The sequence below is a fragment of the Chryseolinea sp. T2 genome (assembly GCF_037203685.1).
GTDB lineage: Bacteria > Bacteroidota > Bacteroidia > Cytophagales > Cyclobacteriaceae > Chryseolinea.
Genome location: NZ_JBBCAU010000008.1, coordinates 178,707 through 202,869, shown reverse-complemented (window position 1 = coordinate 202,869; position 24,163 = coordinate 178,707). Strand labels below are relative to the sequence as shown.

Genomic DNA, 24,163 nt, shown 5'->3' with positions numbered 1-24,163 from the left:
ACTTGAAGCTGTTCAATAGTGTTCACTATTGTTCTTCATGATTGGGATTGGTGATCAGGGCAACTGACCGGCTCAGTGCTGGTATCGCCAGAGTAACCAAAGTACCTTTGCCAACTTCTGACTCAATATCAACGGAGCCCCGAAGCTTATCGACCGCTTCCTTCACGATATAAAGACCGAGGCCCGAGCCCGCACCATCATCGGTGCCGCGATAAAACATCTTATACACATTTGGCAAATGTTCACTGCTGATACCCTTACCGTTGTCCTGAATCGTTAATTTGGCAGATGATGAATCAACATTAACGCTGACTTTGATAACAGGATCTTTTCCGTTTCTGTATCGGATAGCATTCGAGATCAAATTGTTGAGAATCACCTTCAGGCGCCAATGGTCAGAATGAAAAGGTGCAGATTGAGTAACAGTGATATCCTTTTGAACAGGTTGTTCCGGATTGGTAGCATGACTGAGATGCGCGAATGTCTCTTCAATGAGTTGCTCGAATGCGATCTCATCGCACTTTACTTCCAGACGTGAATTACGCGATTGATCAAGAATCTCCTTAATGAAGTCATCCTGCCTTACAGCGCTCTTGTGGATCATGTCGAGATACACATCCTTCATAGCCTTATCTTTGTCCTTTTTTGCAAGGTTGATCAATCCAAGAACCGATGCAATAGGCGCGCGAAGGTCGTGCGAAACACTGTATACAAAATTATCGAGCTCCGTATTCCGTTTGCTCAATTCAACATTCGTCTGAAGCAATTTGGTTTCAGTTTCCTTACGCGTAGATATCTCGTCATTGAGTGCACGCGTACGTTCCATTACCATTTCCTCAAGGTTCTCATTGAACAGTTCCAGCTTACGCTGGACTTCACCCACCTCCCTTACCGTGGCAGAAAGTATCATGGTAGAAATGCTCATCACGCCAACATAGATCTGCAGCAAGAGCATTGAACTATATGAATTTTTCAGGACGAAGGGACCGATTCCAGACTTTGTCAGATGAATTGACACCATTGAAACGACAAGAACACCGGCCAGGGCTATCATAAGATCGAATCTGAACGCAAGCCACAACAATAATGGCAGCATCAGAAATGGCATTGCATGAATCAAGCTTGGACGGAGATACTCAACACGAAGCAGCAACAAAATGCCAGCGACATTCAGAAGGAATATGCCCAGCTCAATGGTTTTGTCAGATGAAAACCTGAAGTACGTACGACGAACTATAGTGAGGATAAAAGGAGTGAACAACAGAATTCCAACAACTGTACCTACCCACCACGAGTAGCCTATGCGGAGGAAAACTTCGACGCCTTTCGGATTGTTCAGATACATCGAAAGTGTGCCTATAAATGCACCCACTCCGCTCATCACCAGTGTGATGAAAAGGAATCTGAATGCATTGCGTGGTGTATTGAAAATGTATGGATCTTTAATCCAACGGCTGAGCAGCTGGCAGCCGAGCATTGGTTCCAGTGTGTTGCCAATGGCAATCATGGTGCTGCTTGAAATGATTACTGATGCCGAAACATTGGGCGTGTTCCAGTACAACAACACATTTGCCAGTAATGCACCAATGGTGATTCCGGGCCAGGCTGCTCTGCCCAGCAGTATGAGCAGAGCAAACCCGATTCCCGCGGGTGGCCAGGCGGGGATGGCCATCGTCTTATCGAAGGCAAAAAAATAACCCAGCTTGGCAGAGAGGTAGTACAAAAGCGCAACCCCGATAATTTTAAGGTCTGGCTTATATTTAAGCGAAAGTTTATCTACCAAAATGAATCAACTCATTATCAATCTAATATACCGCAATTCGTTGTGGTAGTTCGTCCCTTTCAGCCAGCATACGACTTTCAATGGCCAAGCCGCACTTTTTGGGGGTTAGATGATTGTTATATCTTCACGCAAGGAAAATCGCAACATGGATCTTACCATTCTCTTTTCACCAATCGACGAATCGCTTTACACGGACATTACGTCACCTTCCAGTTTCTACAAGAACATTCACATTTTCGGAGAGAAAATGCCTGATTATCGCGGTGCACACATTGCTATTTTCGGTGTACGTGAAGATCGTGGTACAGTGAAGAACAAAGGTGCAGCTGAAGCTCCAGATGAGGTGCGCAAAAAGTTGTATCATCTCAAGCGTGGCGCGGGATCTTACCGGATTGTTGATCTCGGAAATCTCAATGCAGGGCATGATCTCAATGAAACTTATGTACGTGTGAGTGAAGTATGTCGGATGCTGATGGAATTCAACGTGTTGCCCGTAATCATCGGCGGAACGCAGGATATTGACTACGGTCAATACGCTTCCTATGAAACCATGGAAAAACTCGTGAGTTTTCTAAACGTGGATGCATTGCTTGATCTCGACGAAAAGAAAGAGTCATCGGAAAGCCATCAGCACATTCATAAGATATTGATGCACGAGCCAAACTATCTCTTCAGCTACACGCATCTTGCGTATCAAAGTTATCTGATCGATCCGGCGTCAGTAAACGTTCTCGAGAAGCTCAACTTTGAAGCGTTTCGCATTGGACAAATGCGTACGAACCTTCAGGAGATGGAACCCACCATCAGGAATGCCGACATGTTGTCGTTTGATATGACTTCGGTACGGGCATCTGATGCACCTGGCAACGGCAACGCTCAGCCATTCGGGCTAACCGGAGAAGAGGCGTGTCAGATATGCTGGTATGCGGGCCTCAATGAAAAACTGAGCTCCGCAGGATTCTATGAATACAATCCTTCCTTCGACAATGTACACCGCTCTACGGCTTCGGTGCTGGCTACAATGATATGGTATTTCATAGAAGGATATTATCACCGGAAAAATGAACAGAACTTCAAGAGCAATGACTTCATGAAGTATTCGGTGTCGATGCCTTCGGATCCGGCGATACTTACGTTCTACAAGAGCAAGGCCAGTGAAAAGTGGTGGCTCGAAGTGCCATACCCGCATGGCCGCGATCGTTACTCACGCAACAGCATCGTACCTTGTAGTTATAGCGACTACCAGACAGCCATTAAAGGAGAAGTTCCTGAGCGATACATCAATATGATTGCAAAGTTGATCTGAGGTAGACCCTGATAACATGCCAACCGGCACTATAGCTTCCTCAGCTTCCTGACTATTGAGAACATAGTTGCAAGCGTAACCACTGTTGATATCACAACAGAAGCAACGATGTGGTTACTGCGAGTTATATGAATGGCATCGAGCGCGGACTTATCAATATTATCCAGGCTGATCATGCAAAAGCCCCACAGGGTAATAAGTAGAACAGCATTGTACAACCATCCATGCATGAACTCCTTTGGGGTGATAGCCGGGTCGTTTATAACAAGCAGCAGGAAGATTACCATAAACGGCAGAATGAAACCATTCACGGCCTGAACTACTACTATCACCGGAATTGGTTTTAATCCGCTGACGCCAATTATGAATCCGGTAAGCAGTACGCCAATCCAAACAAGTTTGACTGTTCTTTCATTCTGCACCTCAAACACTGTTCGTGTTATAACAGCAGCTGCATAAGGTGATGTAATTGCCGAGGCGAAGCCTGCACCGAAGAGTCCGAGTGCAAGGGCCACGGCACCTAACGAGCCAACCTTTGTCTCAAGCTCAGTGTACAGACTTTCAAATGAAGAAAAATCTGTGATAGTAGTGCCAGCAATAAGGATAGCTGCAGTAATAAGTCCACCCATCAGGATAGAAATGATCAGGCCGACACGCATGATGGGAACCGTTTGACCTTCACTTATTCCGGAGCCGAGAAAGATGTTATAAGGTACCACGGTCGTTCCTACCAGCGCGAGAATAGTAAGATGAGATCCTTCAGGTATTACTGGGACAACAGATGACCGAACCGCATATCCCCATGAGATTTCCTGAGTTGCAGCGAGGGCACAGAACGCAACACCCATCAAAGCAACAAGAAACGCCATGAGATTAAATATCCACGCTGGATTTTTATTCCATAAAACAATGAAGCATGTCGTAGATACGACGACCGTGGTAACAACAGCACCAAGTCCGGTCATGAGTTGCAAGCCAGCAACTGCGCCTACAATGTTTCCAGCTTCATAGGCGGCACAACCACCGATTACGCTAACACCGAGGAACCACTGAAGGCGGCGCCCGCTTCTGTCTCCAAAGAGTTTGATTAAGGCCTGTCCAACATTAAGGCCACTGGCAATTGTAAGACGCGCGGCAACTTCCTGTAGGGCAATGCAGGCAGCGATTGAAAATGTCACTGCCCACATCAAATCCAGATTGTAAAGAGCGCCGGCTGCCACCGCTGTGGTAACAGAACCAGGACCAATAAATGCGGCAGAAATGATGGACCAGATTATGACACTTCTCCAGGTTTTGCTGATGCGCATGCCTTAAAGATTGTCAGACCACGTTGTTCAGTTGTTCTTTGATCTTCTCCAGCTCCTCCTTCATAACAACGACATGCTTTTGAATAGCAGCATCGCTGGCCTTTGAACCGATCGTGTTTATCTCACGTCCGATCTCCTGCGAAATAAAGCCAAGCTTCTTGCCGTTGCTTTGCTTCTCAGCGAGCACTGAGTTGAAATAGTCGAGATGCGTTTTTAAACGAACGCGTTCTTCGTTGATGTCGAGTTTCTCAATGTAAAAAATGATCTCCTGCTCCAGTCGGTTCAGATCATAACCTTCTTCGCCTAGAAACGAGACCACGTTACCTTTTAATCGTTCACGTATTCGCTCCACTCTCTTTGGATCGAGTTCACCGACATGAGTCAATTGAGTCGCAATAACCTGTATACAATCCTTGAGCATGTTGCCCAGCACCTTGCCTTCGTCACGTCGAAACTGCTCGCATTTAGTGAGCGCTTCTACCAGGCAGCCTTTTACTTTTTTCCATGCTTCTTCAGACGAGGTCTCGCGGGGTTTGCTTTGTATTACATCCGGGGAATTCAACGCGAGCTCAAACAGGTTATCATAAGGTGCTACGACGCGATCAGCTAGTCGTTTGAGTTCATTATAATAACTAACAAAGAGATTTTGATTGTAAGTCTGCCGGACTTCTACGTCGGCATATTCCTGATAGTCGATCACCAGCGAAACCTTACCGCGTTCCAGTTGTTCGCTGATCAGATTCCTAACTTCAATTTCCTTGTCGGAGAAGATCTTCGGGAGACGAAGGTTGAGGTCCAGAAATTTCGAGTTCAGACTTTTGACTTCAGCCGAGATCTGCACATTCCCATCGTCAAGGGAGTGCTGACCGAATCCCGTCATTGATTTGATCATCGATGTTGGTTTGAATGAATTGATTAATGCTAAACACCCGACAATATTGCGCGACTTAAATGCAGCAAACTTGGTCTAATGTCTCTCAGAGAGTAAAAGTCTTAGAAGTCGAAGCCCAGCGTCACAAACAAACGTGGCTTCATCACTTCATAATTTTCTACCGGCCACGCGAGGTCAGCTTTAATATAGTAACCCAGCAAAACAGTGCGCATGCCAAGTCCATAGCTATACAGCCAGGGGTTGAGATAGTTCTTTATCTGCGCAGTGAACGGACCACTTTCCTTCTCTTCGTAGCTGACGCTGTTCTGCGAATTAAATGGCGCCTTGCCCGACCAGCTTGTGCCGATGTCATAGAAGGCAATGAATTGCATATTGCGCAGGAAGTTCGAGGAAATCGGACCACTTGACAGGGCACGAATCAAAGGCACCCGGAACTCCGCATTACCCATCAATACGCTGTTGCCAAACAATGTCCCATAATCAAACCCGCGAAGCGAAGTTGCGAACTCCACAAATAGCAAGTCCTGTGTTTCGCCCGTATACCCTAAAGGATTCGGCACCCCGGTGCTGGACTTTCCATTGGTCTTGGACTTATTGAAGAACCAGTTGTCCATACCACCCAGCAAATACTGCTTAGGTGCATTGCCAAAGAAAGTACCACCGAAGCCCCGAACAGCAAATACGATCTCCTTATATATCTTTTGATAGTGACGAATGTCGATAGATGCCTGGCTGAAGCTCAGCTGAGCGTTCTGCAATCCCTGAGTATGCTGGAAGCTAACCTTCGCGCGTGTACCTTCGATAAGGTTCAGGCCCGTAGACACAGAGTTGTCATACACAATTTCAGACTTGAAACCGCCATAGTAATTGTTGGTCGGATCACCAGACGGTGGTGTTGAAGGATAATCAGCAGGCCCCAAAGGCACTGAGCGCGCCAATGCGCCGAACGGCTTCAGCGTAAAACGAATTCTATCTGAAACAGGAAGTGAAGCACTTACTTCAATTCGATTCAGCGAATAGTGATATAGATTTCCCTGTGCACCGTTCTCTGCTGGCTCAGTTTCCCATCTGATGCCTTTCCGATCTATGCGTGCGCTGAAATCGATCAACGATTTCAGGTACTGGAACTCACCATAGAAATCACCGTTACGGAGATCAACACTCGTCATCAATCCACCGAAGAAACGGTAGTTCTCCAGCATGTCGTTCATTTGCGTCTCGATAGAAATCCCGAGGCCGCGCAACGGATCCACTACCAGCGATGTCACGAGATTATTTGAACTGAACTTCGACTCATAGCCGAACGGTCCGGTAATCCTGCTTTTCTCACGGGCCTTCTTGTACTTGCTGAGGAAAGATTCGGTAACCTGGTTTTGTTTTACAGCATCGTCCTCAAATACGTAATTGTCAGTATTGACCTCTCCCTTCTTAGCAGAAGGCACTGTTGATTTCGATGTATCAACTTTTGCAACGCCTGTAGTGTCCTTAACTGAATCCGGCTGACCCTGATGTGCCGTGATCGAATCCAGAGGAGCAATGTGATTTGCTGAGTCAACATGAACAGGAGCCGGTGCTTTCGACCGTAAACTGTCCGGCTGCACTGCATCAGTTGAATCTGAAAGCTGACCCTGACGCAGACGTGCATTCAGGAGGTCCTTAATGCTCATTGATTTGTTTTCCTCGGCTTGCACTTTCCTGCGATCGCGAATGATGCGGGCCTGCTGTAAGTCCTTACGACGAGTTGCTGGTGTGAACACCTGCTTATCAAAGTTAAAGGTCCGATTAACATAAATGTTCTCCTTCAGATTTTGAGTGAGCACCATCGCCATGGTATTGTTGGCGAAATTGATATCATAGTCCTTGATGCTTGAAGCGTAGTTCGTAACCTGGGAATAGATGCCGGTTGACCTGTTGAACTTGAAAAGATTGACAATTCCACGCTGATCGCTGAGATAGTAAAAGGTGTTCTCGTCGAGAGCTTTTGGCGCCTGATCATTGCTCAACGTATTCGTTACACGATTCAGCAGGAACTTCGTGCTGTCGAGGTCGTAAACAAACAGATTGTAAACATTGGTTAGTTGCTCGAACTGTGGCTTTGCTGTAGTGCGTAAAGTATCCGTCGTCCTGTTGGAGCTGAATAAGATGCGATTCGTATTCGGAATGAATACAGGATCAACATCGTCATAAAGATCGTTTGTTAATCTTCGGGGCGCTCGGTTGCGCTTTGAGCTCATCAAGAACAGATCGCTCTTACCTTCAAAGTCTGCACTTAGAATTACCAGACGGCCATTGCTCGAGAAGTCGAAGCTGCGAACGTTGCTGAACCTCTCCAATTCCCGTGGCACCTTGGACTTGGTCGTAAAGTCGTAAAGCCAGAACACATACTGGCCGCTCTTTACGCCGATTACGCCAAGAGTATTGGCATCGGCCCAGGCTATCAGTGGCAGCCTGTAGTCAACCCGTTGTTTGATTACTTTGCTTCCACCGGATATGATCGTTTTTTCCCGACCATTCTCCAGCGACCTCACTTTCACTATGTATCGGCCGCGATCGTTCTCAGCATAGGCGATGTTACGTCCATCCGGGCTGATCTTAACAGTTGTGAATTCAGTCGTCTTGTTATGAAGGTGTGTGAATGAAAGTGAGTCCTGCGCAGATACATAAGATTTATCTACTGCATGCTCCATATCCGTATAGAACTTCTTCCACTCCGCCATCAGCTGGCGGAAGCTAATGCCTAACGTGATATAAATACTCTTCTCCTCGTTGCGCGTTACGCGCGTATAATTAAGGATGTTGGCTACACTGCTTTTACCGTATTTCTCGGCGATGTAATTCCACATCGATTGTCCTACCAGGCCTGCGTCCTTCCCTCCCAGCTTCGTTGCACGCCGTGACTTGCGAGTCACCATCAGCTGACGGATGTAGTCATCCATTTCGATGCTCCATCCTTTTGCAACGTATAAAGAGGCCCCGTCGATAAACCAATCCGGAAGGTTCATCAGAATGGAACTTTGAAACATGTCCTTGAGGTTTCCTCCGAACATCATTTCATTCACCATCAGATCGGATATCTGAAAGAGGAGCTCGTCTTTAAACTCCTGCGCCGTACCCATGTGCGCCACCTCGACGTACGGCTTAATGAATTCAGTTTCACCCCCAACGTTAAACACGTTGTGATTCAAACCTACGTTGCTTTGACGCAGATCACTGAGGGAATTATATAAAAAGACTTTTGTTTTAAAATAAGGTGGATAACCGATGAGATCCGTGATGCGGTCGAACTCACTTTCAAGGTACTCCAGTGCTTCCTGCGCAACCTGCCTGCGGGCGTCATAGTAGTAGACGTCGAAATTTTCGCCACTGAGGTACAGCCAGTCAAACTGCCTGTATTGAATACGGTTCTTTCCAAATACCTCCCTTGATTGCTGCCCCTGTGCCTCTGCAAGTCCTAAAAATAAACACCATAGCAACAAGAAATATCCTCTTCGCAAGTTCATAGTCATGTCAGGGAAGTCCAATATAGTGATTTATAACGTTCAATATCTACGAGTTTGTTCAACGGCGTTCCATTTTCTATGGCCGAAATCAGTTCGCCCGAAAAGAACGGTGCGAGGCTTACGCCTTTAGTCCCCAGTCCGTTCAAAGTCCACATCCGGTGATACCCGGGATGCCGCCCCACCAGTGGACGTCGATCCGGCGTGGTCGGCCGGAAACCCCATTGCTGACTCTCGACCGTGAATGGCAAATGTATTAGTTCTTTGATAGCAGCAGTTAGTTCATGAAGAGATTCTTCTGTGGTACCCGGGTTATTGTCGGTGTAACTGTATGTCGCCCCGGCCCGCCAGCTTCCCATTTGCGGAACCAGATATGCACCCCGGTTTACAATCCATTGTGGCTCAACTGCCGATTGGATCTGCAGCGTTTCGCCCTTTAAGGGACGGATCGGAAGCCACTTAAACCATGAAGTACTGTGAACACCCGTGCAAATGATGACATGATCCGCTTCATACTCCCCGTACCGGACAGATGATTCGCCGGAAACCAGCAACGAGTCCTCTATCATTTGTCCTAAATATGTCTGATGTCTTGACAGGAGATTCCGCACCCCGTCAACGTATGCATTCGTGTCTACAAATCCGCATTTATCAAGTAGCAGGCCACCAAGGGGATCAATGACGCCATCCAGCGACGGGCCTTTTTTTACGTCCCGAATGAAAGGAGAATACACAGGATCGGAACTTTTACCCATCCACTCGTTCTGCTCCTCAATGCTGTGGAACGGCCGATAGATCGGCTTAGGATGAAAAAACTTCCGTCCCGTCAAACCTTCGGCATCGGAATAGTGCTTTTCAAGTGACGGAAACAATTGATCGGCAAGCCAGGTTTTTGTCATCTTCCTTCCCGTGACGGGATTAAAGATTCCTGCCGCAATCCTCGATGACGTATTCCCCTCCGGCCAGTCTACCACGAGGATCTTCCGGCCCAGCTGATGAAGTTTCAGGGCTACTGCGGCTCCCGCCAGGCCCAAACCAATAACTATGTAATCAAAATGCTGCCTGGTGCTCAACTGAATCAAAAGTATATCTCCGTGAAATAACAGAATCCCCAATAGCAATCAGCCGGTCACCATGAAAATTGTGACCGGCAATTCACTAATGGGGAAACTACTAACTTTGAACCTTAAGAAATATTGTAATGCTTCAAATCGCTTCAATGACTTTTAATCCGTTTCAGGAAAACACCTATGTGTTATATGATGAATCGGGTTCATGCATAATTGTAGATCCTGGTTGTTACGAGCCCGATGAACGTCACGAGCTCCAGGCGTTTATAAGCAACAACGACCTGCGCGTGACTCAACTGGTTAACACGCATTGTCACATTGATCATGTACTGGGCAATGAGTTTGTCAGACAGACTTATGGCGTGGGCCTACATATACATAAGCTGGAAGAACCTGTTCTCAGAGCAGTGGGTTCGTACGCTCCGAACTACGGATTCAATATGTATCAACCTGCTAGTGTCGATGGCTACCTGGAGGAAGGTGGCGAGCTTTTAGTGGGCAACGTCAGGTTGTCGATACTATTTGTTCCAGGTCACGCTCCCGGGCACATTGCCTTTTATGACTCTGAAAGCAAATCTCTGATCAGCGGCGATGTTCTCTTTTACAATAGCATAGGCAGAACCGATCTGCCAGGAGGGAATTTCGAGGTATTGGAAAACAGCATAAGAAAGAAGTTGTATGCCCTCCCAGATGATACAACAGTATATCCGGGACACGGCCCAAAAACCACAATCGGATTCGAAAAAAAGACGAATCCTTTTGTTCATGCCTGACGAGACTCACATTCACCTTTCATTCTTTCTGCCTACCTTCACCCTTCATTCTTTTTAGAAAACTGCCATTTTTTGAACCTTCTGAGATATCTTCCAAACACGCTCACCTGCCTTAACCTGGTGTGTGGATGCCTGGGTCTGCTTGCACTATGGAGAAACGAACCGGGCCTTGTTGAATACTACATGTGGGCGGCCTGTATTTTTGACTTTTTTGACGGCTTTGCAGCCCGGTTGCTAAAAGTCTCATCTCCAATAGGGAAGGACCTGGATTCGCTTGCCGACATGGTGACATTCGGGGTTTTGCCTTCATTCTTCATGTACTGGATGCTGCAGCAAACAGGCGCATCTGATACAATTGCCTATGCAGCTTTCCTGCTGGTCGTGTGTTCTGCACTTAGACTGGCGGTTTTCAACAATGACGCCACTCAGTCGGATTCTTTCAGGGGAGTTCCAACACCAGCCAATACCTTGTTTATCATAGGCTTACCTCATATTCTAAGTCTGGACTTCGTCGGCGGCGGGCTTGCAAATGTCCCCACGGTTGTGCTCATCGCGATAACGGTGATATTTTCACTCCTTCTCGTCTCCAGATTCGAGCTCTTTGCCCTGAAATTCAAAAGCTTCGGCTGGGCCGATAATAAATTAAGATATAGTTTCCTGATACTTGCAGGTATTTTACTGTTGATCTTTAAGCAGGCGGCCATCTCTCTGATTATACTTTTGTACATCGGGCTGTCGTTAGGATCAAGTGTGTTTTCCAGGAGTAGGAGTTGAATTTTTTGGCGATTGAACCGTCCCGTGTCACCCTTTGAAAAAGCAAGTTTGCTGCTTTCGTGTCTCCTCGCATGGGTGACTGTCGCTTCACATGCTCAAAGCGTTTTGCAATCGGGCCATTGGTATAAAGTGGGCATAGCACAACGGGGTGTCTATCGCATCAGCGGCGATCAGTTGCAAAAGATGGGATTTGGCTCAAATGTCGATCCTGCGCACATTAAGATGTACGGCAACATTGGGGGCATGCTCCCTCAGGAAAATAATCAGGTTCGGCCCAATGATCTCACCGAAATAGCCATTCTGGTGTCTACGGGCGATGATGGATCATTTGACAAGAATGACTACATCCTTTTCTTTGCCGAGGGCCCTGATCTGGTTCAGTTTAAGCCCGGCAAAAACACTTTCTTTTATGAAAGCAACCTGTACAGCAAGCTGAACTACTATTTCATTACGGTAGGGCCAGACGCCGGGAAGCGCGTAAGTCCCGCAGTCGATGCGCCCTCCCCATCCGTTGTAATTGATACTTTCAACGACTACGTCTATCATGAATCCGACGAATACAATGAATTGAAGTCGGGCAGGGAATGGTTTGGTGAACGTTATGATATCAGCACCACCTATTCCTACCGTTTCGACATAGAGGGTATTGTTGACAACACGTCTGTCACGTGGATCTCAGACGTAATGGCACAATCGTTCAATGGATCCAGTTTCAAACTCCAGTTTAACCGAACGCAGGTGGCCGAACAGATTGTGCCGGTGATTAACAATACTCAGTATGGAGTAAAGGGAAGGCACAAGCGCGATACCATTAGTTTTCAATCCGGTACAGTTGGTGCGCCGGCCGTTGTTTCACAGGATTTGCGTTACGAATATGTAAAATCCTCAAGCGGGAAGAATGTCGGCTTCCTGGATTTGATGCTCGTTTCGTTCGAACGAAAACTTGCCCTCTACGGTAAACAAACTATTTTCAGATCATCCAAAAGTTTAACCGCATCGCAGGTCACCTATAAGATCGGGAAAGCCGGAGCTCCTTTGCAGGTCTGGGACGTCACCGATTACTCAAATGCGCGCGTTCACACTACCTCCACTAGCGGGGAGGTTGCAACATTTTCCGCCGATGCGTCACTGCTTCGGGAGTTTGTAGTCTTTGGAAACGATATTTCTTCTCCTGAGATGGTTGGAGAGGTGTCCAATCAGAACCTTCACGCACTTTCGCCTGCTGAAGTTATCCTGGTTACTCACCCTTCGTTTTTATCGGAGGCGCAACGTCTGGCCAGTCACAGACAACAACACAACGGAGCAGCTGTGCACGTTGTTACCACAGACCAGATCTACAATGAATTTTCATCGGGACGGCAGGACGTGTCTGCAATTCGCGACTTTGTAAGACACATCTATCTAAAGAACCCCTCAAGATTGCAGGCGCTAATTCTATTTGGAAGAGGATCGTACGATTACAAAGATCGTATGCCGAACAACACAAACTTTATTCCCACCTATGAGTCGAGGAATTCGCTCTCCCCGCTGGAAACATATTCATCGGACGACTTCTTTGCATTCTTGGAGGCCGGTGAAGGCAACTGGGGCGAAAGTCCTGTTCAGCATCATACACTTGATATCGGAGTTGGTCGCCTTACTGTTAAAACTGAAAGCGAAGCCCGACAGGTCGTAGACAAGCTAATCGCCTACGATGCGCTGGCAAGCACCAATGGTTACTGGAGAAAGGACATCGTTTTTGTGGCTGATGATGGAAGTAACTCAGACGGATTTACGTCGGTTCATCAATCGCAGGCCAATTCCATGGCAGAGAGTATTGAATCTCTTTATCCATCATTCGATACACAGAAGATTTTCCTCGGCACTTACACAAAGACTGCGACATCAAATGGTGAAGTGATGCCCGAAATCAACAAAGAGATACGCGGTCATTTTAAAAACGGCGCTTTAATAATCAATTATACAGGGCACGGCAGCGAGAAGCTTTTGGCCGACGAACGCGTTTTCACCGAAGCTGACATCGACTTGCTGGATAATAAGTTATATCCATTTATGGTGACAGCCACCTGTGAGTTTGGAAGGCAGGACGATCCATCGTTGATCTCAAGCGCCGAGCGATGTGTGCTGCGCGCTAACGGCGGGGCTATTGGCATTCTTACTTCTGCACGCCCGGTCAACTCACCCACAAACTTTCTTTTGAATCAACAGTTCTATACATCGCTCTTCACCCGTACCAATGGATCATACCGGACGATCGGCCAGGTATTTCGTGAAACCAAGAACAACAGCGTGAGCGGCGTTGCAAACAGGAACTTCTCACTGATTGGGGATCCATCAGCGACCCTTGCCTTACCTGTCGAACGCATTGTTGTGACCTCGGTCAATACAACTGCGGGGTCCGATACCCTGAAAGCACTCTCGACGGTTACGATGACCGGTGAGATTCGCGATGATTTGAATACTCCACTTACAAACTTCAAGGGCACATTGGAAATGACGGTGTTCGACAAAGTCACCGAGCAGGTGACAATCGGAAAGAACGACCCCCCTTACAAGTTTACGGAGCGGGAAAATGCACTGTTTCGGGGTAAGGCATCTGTCGTCGATGGCACGTTTCAAATCAGCTTCGTCGTGCCGAAGAACATCGCCTACGAATACGGTCCAGGCAAGATCGGTCTTTACGCTTCAGACTTGTCTTCCGGCCGGGACGCAGGTGGTTCCACAAGACTGGTGGTTGGTGGCAGCGACCCGAAACCGCCCTTAGACACTACACCTCCTATCGTTCAGGGCTTTATGGGTGACACAACGTTCCTGAACGGCGGCGTGGTCATTCCAAACACTGTGCTTGTCGTAAAACTTCAGGATGCCAGTGGAATCAACATCTCAGAATACGGGGTTGGAAATTCGCTTACTGCGGTGCTGGACGGGGCCGAAACTTTTTCGCTCTCGGAATACTATGTCGCCGCAACCGACAACTATTCAAAAGGTTGGGTACACTTCCCGATGGAAGGGCTGACTCCCGGGCGTCATGCAATTACGATCTATGCCTGGGACACGTTTAACAACCCTGCCGAGGCAACCGTGGATTTCATAGTCACTGACGGCGAGGAACTTGTGATTGAGGATTTTGCAAACTATCCCAATCCGTTCCAGAACGAGACTAGTGTATATTTCACACATAATCGCTCGGGCGACGATCTTCAGGCTATGCTGGTGCTGTGCATGGCCACCGGTCAGGTGATTAAAACTTACGAATTTGACATACCGCAAAGCGGCTACCAGGTAGATCTGCTGGATATCGACGCTTTTGCAGAGTTTGGCAAAAAACTCCCCGGTGGAGTATACTTGGCGCGGCTTGCCGTTCGTTCAGTAACGAATGGCTCTAAAAGTGAGCGCGTTACAAAATTAATTGTTGTTAATTAGTTATCTTTGAGCCTTTGAAATTATCATTAATGTCGTACCGCGCATTGGCTTTATTGGCGATAGGCCTAGTAAAGTTTCATTCAGGTTTTTCTCAAGGTGTCGTTGCCAATCCTGATGAATTATTAGGTGCCCAAAACGCGATCACAACTGCCGTTCCTTTTTTAGCCATAACCCCGGATGCGCGGCACGCAGCACTCGGTGATGCTGGGGTAGCAACAAGTCCTGATGCAAACTCATCCTACTGGAACGCTGGCAAGCTTGCCTTCATAGATAAAAAGTATGGCGGCGCTCTTTCTTACACGCCATGGTTAGGAAAGATTGTTAACGACATGTCCATCTCCTACCTGACTGGCTTTTATAAGTTCACAAAAGAACAGGCAGTTTCTACCTCGATCAAATATTTTGATTTGGGAGACATCAGCTTCAGGGACGGGAACAATAACCCGCTTGGTGATTTTCATCCTCGTGAGTTTGCCTTTGACGGAACCTATTCTCGCAAACTCTCCAATGAATTTGGCGTCGGCATTACCGCCCGCTACATATATTCAAATCTGACCGGAGCCTTTGCCGGCGTCGATGCGAAACCGGGCCATAGCGTGGCCGTTGACATCGGCGTTTACTATACGAAAACATTCGAACGGGTTCGCACGTCTACGCTTTCACTTGGTGGCGCCATCTCTAACATCGGTGCTAAAATGTCCTATACTGATAATAATAACAAAGACTTCATCCCCACAACCCTGCGATTGGGCGGCGCATATAATATTGAACTCGATCCTGTAAACTCATTTACTTTCATTCTCGACTTCAGTAAACTGATGGTTCCAACGCCCCCCATACGCGCCACTGACGGGTCAATCGTTTATGGCAAAGATGATGATCGTTCTTTGCTGAGTGGAATGTTTGGGTCGTTCACCGATGCACCAAATGGCTTCGAGGAAGAGATGCAGGAGATCGTGACCTCAGTGGGCATCGAGTACTGGTACAACCAGACGTTTGCCGCCCGCATAGGTTATTTTAATGAAGCCGAAAACAAGGGCAACCGGAAGTACATGACGGTCGGGCTGGGTTTCAGGAGAAAGGCATTCGGAATTGACGTCGCTTATATCGTGCCTGTCAACCGCAGAGAGAGTCCGCTTGCTGAAACGCTTCGCTTTACATTGCTCTTCCAGGCACCCTGGAACAATGCCGAACCTGTAGAGACTGTGACCGAACAATAATCGCTGATGCTCGACAGAACCCAGGCGCCCTCATTCGTAAAAAGCTCATCATTTGATCTCATCCGTCCTGAAAGAACCACCGTCGCAGGTGGCGCCGAGGTACTCTTTGTCCTGGGCGGATCACAAAATGTCTGCAAGATAGAACTCTTGTTTCAGGCGGGGCGTTGGAACGAACGCTCTTTTGGAGCCGGATACTTTACTTCCCAACTGCTTTCCAAGGGAACAAAAACGAAATCAAGTTTTCAGATAGCCCAGGCCTTTGATCAGCTGGGGGCGCACCTTGAAATCAATCCAGGCGCAGATTTTGTCTCAGTAGCGCTCTATAGTTTGACCAGGAAACTGGAGTCCTCATTCGAACTGCTTGTAGAATTGCTGCTGGATTCAGTTTTTCCGGAGAAGGAACTGGCGCAGCTTAAAACGATCTACCTTCAGAACTTAAGGATCAACAAAGAGAAAACAAGCTTCCAATCTTCGGTGCTGTTCCGCCGCACGTTGTACGGATCTTCTCACCCTTATGGTAAAGAGTTGGATGATACGGATGTGCAGCGGATATCGCAGGCAGAACTTGTTAAACACTTCAATGAGTTTTTCAAAGAAGCAACTGTAATTGTCTCAGGGAAAGTGAGCGAGGAACAGCAGCAATACATTGTGTCGTCGTTAGGCTTTCTGAAACAACAGGTGATTGCTCCCGCCGACGCTACAATTCCTGTTCTGAATGTCACGAGCGAAATCATTTCAAAAGAAGGCAGCGTGCAGGCATCGATCCGAATGGGAAAACCGTTCTTTGGACGACTTCATGCCGATTACGCTGGCGCTATCTTATTGAATCACATGCTGGGTGGCTATTTCGGATCCAGGTTGATGAAGAATATTCGTGAAGAGAAGGGTCTGACGTATGGGATATCCTCTTCCCTTTCAATGGCGCTTCATGGCAATCACTTTGTTATTGGCGCAGATGTAAATCTGGAAAATGTTCAACTGGCATTCGGCGAGATCCGTAAAGAAATGAAACGCCTTCGCGAGGAGGCTATCGATCCTGGAGAACTTGAGATAGCACGCAACCATTTTATCGGAAGCCTTCAACTCGAGATCACAACTTCGTTTGCCCACGCAGATAAAGTGAAGAACATTAAAATCTTTGGGCTCCCCGACACGTACTATCAGCAACTCATTCATCGCATTGACGCCATTTCAGCAGAATACCTGATGGAGGTTGCCAACCGACATTTCCAGGAAGAACAATTACTGCAGATTGCCGTAGGCTGATTCAGGATCGAATGCTATAGTTGGTGCAGAAAACTAACTTCGTATTTTGTACGCCATGAAGGTCCACTCACCATTCCTTTCTCTTTTGATGCTTAGTTTGACTGTTTGTCTGTCTGCAAACAGCTGCCTTGCTCAGGCTACACCGTCGACCCATTACGTGTGTATCATGAACGATGGCACCTATCACGATCGGTCATCCTGTGCGTTGCTGCAGCTCTGCAGCGGGGCCAAATTTCGAAAGACATCCAATGTTGAAAATCTCAGGCCCTGTAAGAAGTGCGCCCGGCCAGTCGCAGCTCGTGGGGACTTTCATGACATCAAACGCATTCTGGGTGTGAAGGACAGAAAGCAAATTGCCGATTCTATTGGCACCGCCGAAAGTGTGATAAAACGTGAAGGATACACGCTCCGAATTCTTGGATCGCCGGGAACGAAGACCATTAATACACTGGAGTTCTTTCTGAATGACCGAACGCCGTTTATTAGTGATTCGCTGTTATCAAATTCGTTGTTTAGAAAACTGGGCCTGAACTTTGAAGGCTGCAGGGCCGACACGGTAAGAAATCTTACGCCGCATCCTGTTACAAAAAAGGTCGACCCCTCCTTTACCATTGAATACAGGAACTGCGCTATAGTCGAACGACGCGACGCTTACGACGATATAAGTAAGTATTACTATCGATTGTCGTTTGTGCCTAATGAGGCTGATCAGGTTGTGGTTCTTGAAAAAATTCAACTTGTGCTGACGGCAGAACGGTAATTCTGATACGAACAAAAAGTCCAGGTCACCCGTTTACCTAAACTGTGGAACGATAGGTGCGATTATGTGGCACCAGTTTCACACTCCATGCGTTTAACGAAACAGGTCTCTCTGCACCGACGGCATAGTAACTTGTTTGCACATGGAAATTCAACTCGCTCATTGTCACGTCGCCACCGATTGAACGGTTGATTTCAAACGTCAAAATCTCTATATTCGATTGACATCGTTGGGTCACGTTGGAAAGAGAACTCGTTTCGGTTCAATATTTGTCGACTAGAATGGACCTTCACTATTCGTTATTATACACGCAAACCCAATTTCTATGAATGTGTATTGTGAGTTGCTACTGGATCGTATCCGACTGAAAATCGATGGTGAAGAACTTTCGTTTCAGGTCAATTCAGGGTTTTATGCGCACCGGATGCTTGTGATTACAGGAATCAGCAGCCGGATTAAGGGTTTTGTCCGCTATCACCAGAGCGACATGAACATCCTTCAGAAAATCAGGCAGCGTATTGTCAAGAACAAGGTATTTGTCCTTGTCAATCAGGATGTTCAGCAATACGTCACCCTGAAGCACATTCACGAGTTTGCAACAAGGTTCCTTGACGGTGGAGACATGTATATCATTCCTAAGCCGCCAAGTTTTGACAGCACAAATCTTGAAAACGTCGAAAGGATCAGGTCCGAATATATCAGAGGAAGCCAGAATCGTGATACGGTGCTTTCCCAACTCCAGGATATCGCAAAGCCCGGCGCTCAGCGGCCGGCTTTTAAATCAGGTGTTTAATTGAGCCGATTTCCACAAAATCTTATACCAGGGGCCGCTTTTTAAAAAGGCGGCCCTTCGCTTTATCGCCATTTTCGACGCTTCGTCGAAAAAAAAATCGTTGTCACAGTTAGAAGGCCTGCGTCAAAATTGTACCTTACCCGGGAATGGCTTCAATCATGAATTTCAAAGGTATACTCCTCATCGGCCTGATTGCCTGCGTTGCGCAACTTGCCTGTGCCCAGGATTCCAACACTGCGGTATCTGAATTCCAGGTCGCTCCACCACCGGCACCACCTGAATTTCTCCTCGTGCTCCGCACCGACGACAAGACCGTCATTGTTGATCCCGAAACTAATGACATGCCTGCCATTGAATCTGTAGTTGACGCCCGTTGGGTACAGTCAGTGGAGATGATTACCGGCGAGGAAGCTCTTTCCAGGTATGGCCTTAAGGGTCGCAACGGTGTGATCATCATACAGTTCAAACCAAACTACGTTTTCCCGTTAGGTTTACCCGAAGCAATTAAAGACGGCGAATAGCCGCTCATGCGAGCTCTGCAGCACCCACCTGTCGTTTCGCGAATAAATTAGCGCGGAATTCATCCTATGAATTCTGGCAAACGAAATAACTACTATCTGCCATTGGTAATACCTGGCTTTAGAAAGCCCGGACTTTTTTGCGTTCTTCGTTAACTATTTATCGCCCTTATTTTCCGTCTATGACATCGCCACGTTCGCTTCTGCTGGTCTGTTTGATGCTGATCATTGCTTTTTCCTGTAAGGAGGAGAAACCCAAAGAGCAGCCCTTAACGAAACACGATACGGGTCAGGTGGCAACTGTCGCCTCTGAAATTCGAAAAAACACTCCTGCGAAACTGGCAGAAGGTCTTACGCTTACACTTTGGGCCTCTGACTCACTGGCTCCGGACCCTGTAGCAATGTCCATCGATGATGATGGTAAGATTTATATCGCCCGGACCAACCGCCAGAAAAACTCAGAGTTTGACATCCGCGGTCATCGCGACTGGATGATCCCTTCGATCAGTCTCCAATCTGTAGAAGAAAGACGTGCCTTCCTCCACGAAACATTTGCTCCCGGTAAGAGCAAGGAAAACGAATGGCTCGCTGATCTCAACAACGATGGAAGTCACGACTGGCGTGATCTCGCCGTCGAAAAAGACGAGATCTGGAAAATTGAGGATACCAACGGTGATGGTTATGGTGACCTGGCAACACGTATTCTGGATGATTTTCACGACGAGGTCACCGATGTTGGTGGCGGCATACTCGTTCGCGACAAAGACATCTTCTATACCATTGGTCCTGATATGTGGCGGCTTCGCGATACGAACGACGACGGGGTAATCGACGACAAGAAATCCATCAGCCATGGATACGCTGTACACATTGGATTTAGCGGGCATGGTATGTCAGGCGCAACGGAGGGTCCAGACGGAAAAATATACTGGCAGATCGGCGACATAGGCGCCAACATTACAGCTCCCGATGGCAAAGTTCACTCTTATCCTAACGAAGGAATTCTTGTAAGATCAAATCCCGACGGAAGCGACTTCGAAGTATTTGCATCAGGAATCAGAAACACTCATGAGTTTGTATTCGACGAATATGGAAACATCATCAGCTCTGATAATGATGGCGATCATCCTGGCGAAAGTGAAAGACTAGTCTATCTCGTTGATGGTTCCGATCAGGGATGGCGATCAAACTGGCAGTATGGCAAGTATGTTGATCCGCGCAATAACGAATACAAAGTTTGGATGGATGAAGGCTTGTACAAACCTCGGTGGGATGGCCAGGCCGCATACATCATCCCTCCAATTGTAAACTTTCACAACGGACCTACAGGCATGGTCTATAATCCGGGCACTGCACTTGGCTCGCAGTGGAAGAACAAGTTCTTTTTGGTGGAATTCGTTGGAAGTCCCAGCCGCTCGCACATCTGGGCATTCAGCCTGAAACCGAATGGTGCTTCATTTTCATTGACTGAGGACATTGACGTAGCGAGTGGAATTCTGCCGACTGGCATTCGCTTCGGTCCCGACGGTGCGCTTTATGTTGCCGACTGGATCAATGGTTGGGGCACCAAGAACTTCGGACGCATCTGGAAGCTCGACGTTTCGGCTGATAAGAACGACCTGAAAAATGAACGTGTTGAAACCGAGCGACTGATGAAGCTTGATTATTCCGGTCAAAGCGTAGAAGAACTATTGAAACTTCTGTCCTACGGCGATATGCGCATCAGGCAAAAGGCACAGTTTGAACTGGTCGCACGCGACGGACAAGGTATGGATGCTTTCAAGAACGCCATTGCTCAACGTGACAACCAGCTAGCCCGGGTGCATGCTATCTGGGGCGTAGGCCAGTTAACACGCAAGGACAAGATCAATGGAAGGATACTGCAGGAACTTCTTCACGACAGCGATCTTGAGATTGCTGCTCAGGCTGCAAAAACTATAGGCGACGTTCGCTTCGACGCTGCTGCCGCCGATCTCATCCCTCTTCTCGAAAGCGAGAATCCGAGAGCTGCCTTCTTTGCCGCACAGGCACTGGGAAGACTCAAATACGAGGACGCAATAAAGCCACTTATTCAGCTGATCGATAAGAACAACGATGTAGACAATTACATACGCCATGCCGCAGTCGTTGCTTTGGCGCGCATAGGAAAAGAAGATCCGATTGCCCTGTTGGCGAAGAGTCCGAAGAAACAGTTGCGCATTGCCGCAGTGTTAGTACTGCGTCGACTGCACAGCGACAAGGTATCGCTATTTCTTCAGGATCCGGATGAGTACGTTGTCACGGAAGCAGCACGCGCTATCAATGATGATTTGTCAATTGAGAAATCACTGCCTGACCTGGCCCGGGTCTTAAACGACCCCAGATTCAAAAGTGAACCTCTGTTGCGCCGGGCCATTAATGCATGCCTGCGGGTAGGTTCCGAGAAAGAGATGGATATGCTCATCAATTTTGCAAAGCGTTCCGATGTAACGCCTGAGCTACGCGCAGAAGCACTTGCAACTCTTGGTGTGTGGCCTAATCCTTCAACGCTCGATCGTGTCGACGGAAGATTGCGCGGCAAAGTAACACGCGATCCCGCCGTCGTGACGGCAAAAGTACGCAGCTTCGCCGGCGAGTTCATGAAGAGCAATGAACCTGAAGTAGTTATCGCCAGTGCAAAGATGATTGCCAATCTTGGAATCCAGGACTTCAACAGCAATTTTGCAAGCCTGCTTGGCTCCAGCCACTCACCGGAAGTGAGATCGGCGATGCTCATCGCGCTTTCAACATTGAAATACGATAAGATCGAGGACGTGATTCATAAAGGAATGGCGGATCGCGAAGCTTCCGTACGCACAACTGCGGTCGGGCTGCTCAGCGACCTTGATATCAGCAAGGAAAAACTTCCTTCTATTGTCGATCCTGTGTTTAAAAACGGATCTGTACAGGAGCAACAGGAACTACTCCGCGTATTGGGTGAGATGCCCGCCGACAGAACAGAAGCCGTTCTTGAGAAACTCATCGATCAGCTCGCATCAAAGAAGATTGCTCCAGCCATCACGTTGGATCTTATCGAAGCTGTTGATTCTACTCATTCGGACAAGCTCCTGACCAAACTCGGTCCGCTGCGTTCTACAAGCACGAAAACTGACGGATACCTCGATGCCCTCTACGGCGGCGATGCAAGAAGCGCATGGTGGTATTTCAGAAGCAGCTCAACCGGACAATGCGTACGATGCCATGCTATCGGCGGTGAAGGCGGCACTGTTGGACCCGACCTCTCAAACATTGGCAATAAACTTACGCGTGAACAGATTCTGCAGGCTATGGTGGAACCCAGTGCGCGCCTTTCTCCCGGATATGGTACCGTTAAGGTTACGCTGAAGGACGGCCAGGTCATCACAGGTACTTTAATGGAGGAGAATAAGGATGAGCTGATCATAAAGACTTCCGATGCAGAGCCGGTGGAGGTAAACCTGTCCCGAATCAACAAACGCGAAAACATGGCATCCGCAATGCCTCCGATGGGCACGCTGATGTCGAAACGCGAGATTCGGAACATGGTTGAGTTCCTTGCAAATCAGAAAAAGGATGGCAAGTAGTTGTTAGTTTGTCCTCACAACCCAGAGGCTAGCGTTTTCCGTAGATGTTCTTGAGATCCTTTTCGAATAGTGTATAAGGATCATTGTAGAATTTCATGAAGTCGGGCACACTCACCTGGCCAGGAAATGGTGCGTAATAGTGCGTAGGACTATTCTGATCATTTCTCCATACCAACACGTAACAGAGACGGAGGTTGTCAGTCTTGATCACCCTTAAAAGTGTCTCAGTCCACCACGTCGCATTAGGTATCGACTCAAGACCGGTTTCTGTGAACGCAGCAAGCTTGCCCTTCTTTACCGCGTAATCTGATAGAATCTTCAACTTCGCCGTTGCCTTAGTGAGATCATATCGATCGCGACCCATATCTCCATAGTTGTCCATTCCCAACAGATCAACGTACTCATCACCCGGGTACCGATCGAGATATTCTGCTTCAGAGGAGAACCTGTTGTCGGGAGAAAACGCATAAAGGAAATTGTGTACCTGCAAACTGTCTCTCAGGTAGCTTACGGTAGACTGCCAAAGAGAAATAAACTCCTCACGCGTGCAATGCGATTTACCCCACCAGAACCAATTGCCATCGAACTCATGATATGGACGGAATATCACGGGCACAAGCTTACCGTCTTTGGCTCGAAGATCATTGGCCCAATCCGCTATACCTTTCAGTATCGCTTTGTATTGCTCGTGTGCCACACCACCGGGAATTATGGCGGCCACTGCTGGTTTGGAAAGGGTATCTACCCAATAGAAAGCACCCTTCGAAATAGGATTGAAAAAATGCCAGGCTACAGTGGTCACTCCTCCGCGTTCGTAGGTGGCAATCACATTCTGTTTTAGCCTCACTTTCGCTTCAGCGATCTCACTTTCAGGCCTCCCGGAGAAACCCATAATGTCAACACCGATCACGGCTGGATGCGATCCTGTTACTGATTTCACATCCGACCGGTCCTTGTCACCACTCCATCCATGGCCATACTCAGTAGCATGTTGATGCCCAAACAATGTATGCTTCTCCGAAAGCTTCCACAGCGATTGGTAAAGGTTAATCGTCTCCGCCGTGGCTTTCTTATCAATAGGTCCGGTTTGTGCGATACATGACAATGAAAAACATGTAAGGCATCCCGTGATCATAATCAGAATGGAAACCCGCGTGAACAAAGAATGGGTTTTATTTTCAGTCATTGATTTTCTTGAAT

General features: G+C 47.6%; 16 protein-coding genes. 10 read left to right on the top strand and 6 right to left on the bottom strand.

Features of this window, described 5'->3' with window-relative positions; genetic code table 11:
- Nucleotides 1-25 precede the first annotated feature (25 nt).
- A complete protein-coding gene (locus tag WBG78_RS24030; RefSeq protein WP_337329056.1) occupies nt 26-1,783 on the bottom strand; it encodes an MASE1 domain-containing protein in 1,758 nt (585 codons plus the stop codon).
- 109 nt (nt 1,784-1,892) lie between these two features.
- Here WBG78_RS24030 and WBG78_RS24025 point away from each other — a divergent pair, with 109 nt between their 5' ends.
- Nucleotides 1,893-3,089, top strand: coding sequence for a formimidoylglutamase (locus WBG78_RS24025; protein ID WP_337329055.1), 1,197 nt, complete (start codon nt 1,893-1,895; stop codon nt 3,087-3,089).
- Nucleotides 3,090-3,118: 29 nt separating this feature from the next.
- On the opposite strand, the gene WBG78_RS24020 is transcribed toward WBG78_RS24025, so the two are convergent.
- The 4 genes from WBG78_RS24020 to WBG78_RS24005 form a co-directional block, all read right to left on the bottom strand.
- Complete coding sequence (locus WBG78_RS24020; RefSeq protein WP_337329054.1) at nt 3,119-4,396, bottom strand: NRAMP family divalent metal transporter; 1,278 nt, start codon at nt 4,394-4,396, stop codon at nt 3,119-3,121.
- A gap of 13 nt (nt 4,397-4,409) precedes the next feature.
- Complete coding sequence (locus WBG78_RS24015) at nt 4,410-5,288, bottom strand: YicC/YloC family endoribonuclease (protein WP_337329053.1); 879 nt, start codon at nt 5,286-5,288, stop codon at nt 4,410-4,412.
- Nucleotides 5,289-5,389: 101 nt separating this feature from the next.
- Entirely contained in the window at nt 5,390-8,788 is a 3,399-nt protein-coding gene (locus WBG78_RS24010; protein WP_337329052.1) for a translocation protein TolB, read from the bottom strand.
- 2 nt (nt 8,789-8,790) lie between these two features.
- Nucleotides 8,791-9,858 (bottom strand): NAD(P)/FAD-dependent oxidoreductase, encoded by a 1,068-nt coding sequence (locus WBG78_RS24005; RefSeq protein WP_337329051.1) that lies wholly within the window; start codon nt 9,856-9,858, stop codon nt 8,791-8,793.
- 146 nt (nt 9,859-10,004) lie between these two features.
- On the opposite strand from WBG78_RS24005, the gene WBG78_RS24000 reads away from it, so the two are divergent.
- The 9 genes from WBG78_RS24000 to WBG78_RS23960 all read left to right on the top strand — a co-directional run bounded on the left by WBG78_RS24000 (nt 10,005) and on the right by WBG78_RS23960 (nt 22,963).
- Nucleotides 10,005-10,628 (top strand): MBL fold metallo-hydrolase, encoded by a 624-nt coding sequence (locus WBG78_RS24000; RefSeq protein WP_337329050.1) that lies wholly within the window; start codon nt 10,005-10,007, stop codon nt 10,626-10,628.
- A 72-nt stretch (nt 10,629-10,700) separates the two neighbouring features.
- On the top strand, nt 10,701-11,402 hold the full coding sequence (locus WBG78_RS23995) for a CDP-alcohol phosphatidyltransferase family protein (protein WP_337329049.1): 702 nt from the start codon (nt 10,701-10,703) through the stop codon (nt 11,400-11,402).
- 12 nt (nt 11,403-11,414) lie between these two features.
- Nucleotides 11,415-14,825 carry a type IX secretion system sortase PorU gene (gene porU, locus WBG78_RS23990; RefSeq protein ID WP_337329048.1) on the top strand — a complete coding sequence of 1,137 codons (3,411 nt, stop codon included), beginning with the start codon at nt 11,415-11,417 and terminating at the stop codon, nt 14,823-14,825.
- A 14-nt stretch (nt 14,826-14,839) separates the two neighbouring features.
- Nucleotides 14,840-16,045 carry a type IX secretion system outer membrane channel protein PorV gene (porV, locus tag WBG78_RS23985; RefSeq protein ID WP_337329047.1) on the top strand — a complete coding sequence of 402 codons (1,206 nt, stop codon included), beginning with the start codon at nt 14,840-14,842 and terminating at the stop codon, nt 16,043-16,045.
- A 6-nt stretch (nt 16,046-16,051) separates the two neighbouring features.
- Nucleotides 16,052-17,311 (top strand): M16 family metallopeptidase, encoded by a 1,260-nt coding sequence (locus tag WBG78_RS23980; RefSeq protein ID WP_337329046.1) that lies wholly within the window; start codon nt 16,052-16,054, stop codon nt 17,309-17,311.
- Between the two features lie 55 nt (nt 17,312-17,366).
- Nucleotides 17,367-18,071: a hypothetical protein gene (locus WBG78_RS23975; RefSeq protein WP_337329045.1), complete on the top strand. Its 705-nt coding sequence runs from the start codon at nt 17,367-17,369 to the stop codon at nt 18,069-18,071.
- A 325-nt stretch (nt 18,072-18,396) separates the two neighbouring features.
- Nucleotides 18,397-18,864: a hypothetical protein gene (locus WBG78_RS23970; protein WP_337329044.1), complete on the top strand. Its 468-nt coding sequence runs from the start codon at nt 18,397-18,399 to the stop codon at nt 18,862-18,864.
- Between the two features lie 158 nt (nt 18,865-19,022).
- Nucleotides 19,023-19,385 (top strand): hypothetical protein, encoded by a 363-nt coding sequence (locus tag WBG78_RS23965; protein WP_337329043.1) that lies wholly within the window; start codon nt 19,023-19,025, stop codon nt 19,383-19,385.
- Nucleotides 19,386-19,564: 179 nt separating this feature from the next.
- Nucleotides 19,565-22,963 carry a HEAT repeat domain-containing protein gene (locus WBG78_RS23960; RefSeq protein ID WP_337329042.1) on the top strand — a complete coding sequence of 1,133 codons (3,399 nt, stop codon included), beginning with the start codon at nt 19,565-19,567 and terminating at the stop codon, nt 22,961-22,963.
- A 28-nt stretch (nt 22,964-22,991) separates the two neighbouring features.
- Here WBG78_RS23960 and WBG78_RS23955 read toward each other — a convergent pair whose 3' ends face one another.
- On the bottom strand, nt 22,992-24,149 hold the full coding sequence (locus WBG78_RS23955) for a glycoside hydrolase family 26 protein (RefSeq protein WP_337329041.1): 1,158 nt from the start codon (nt 24,147-24,149) through the stop codon (nt 22,992-22,994).
- Nucleotides 24,150-24,163: the final 14 nt, after the last annotated feature.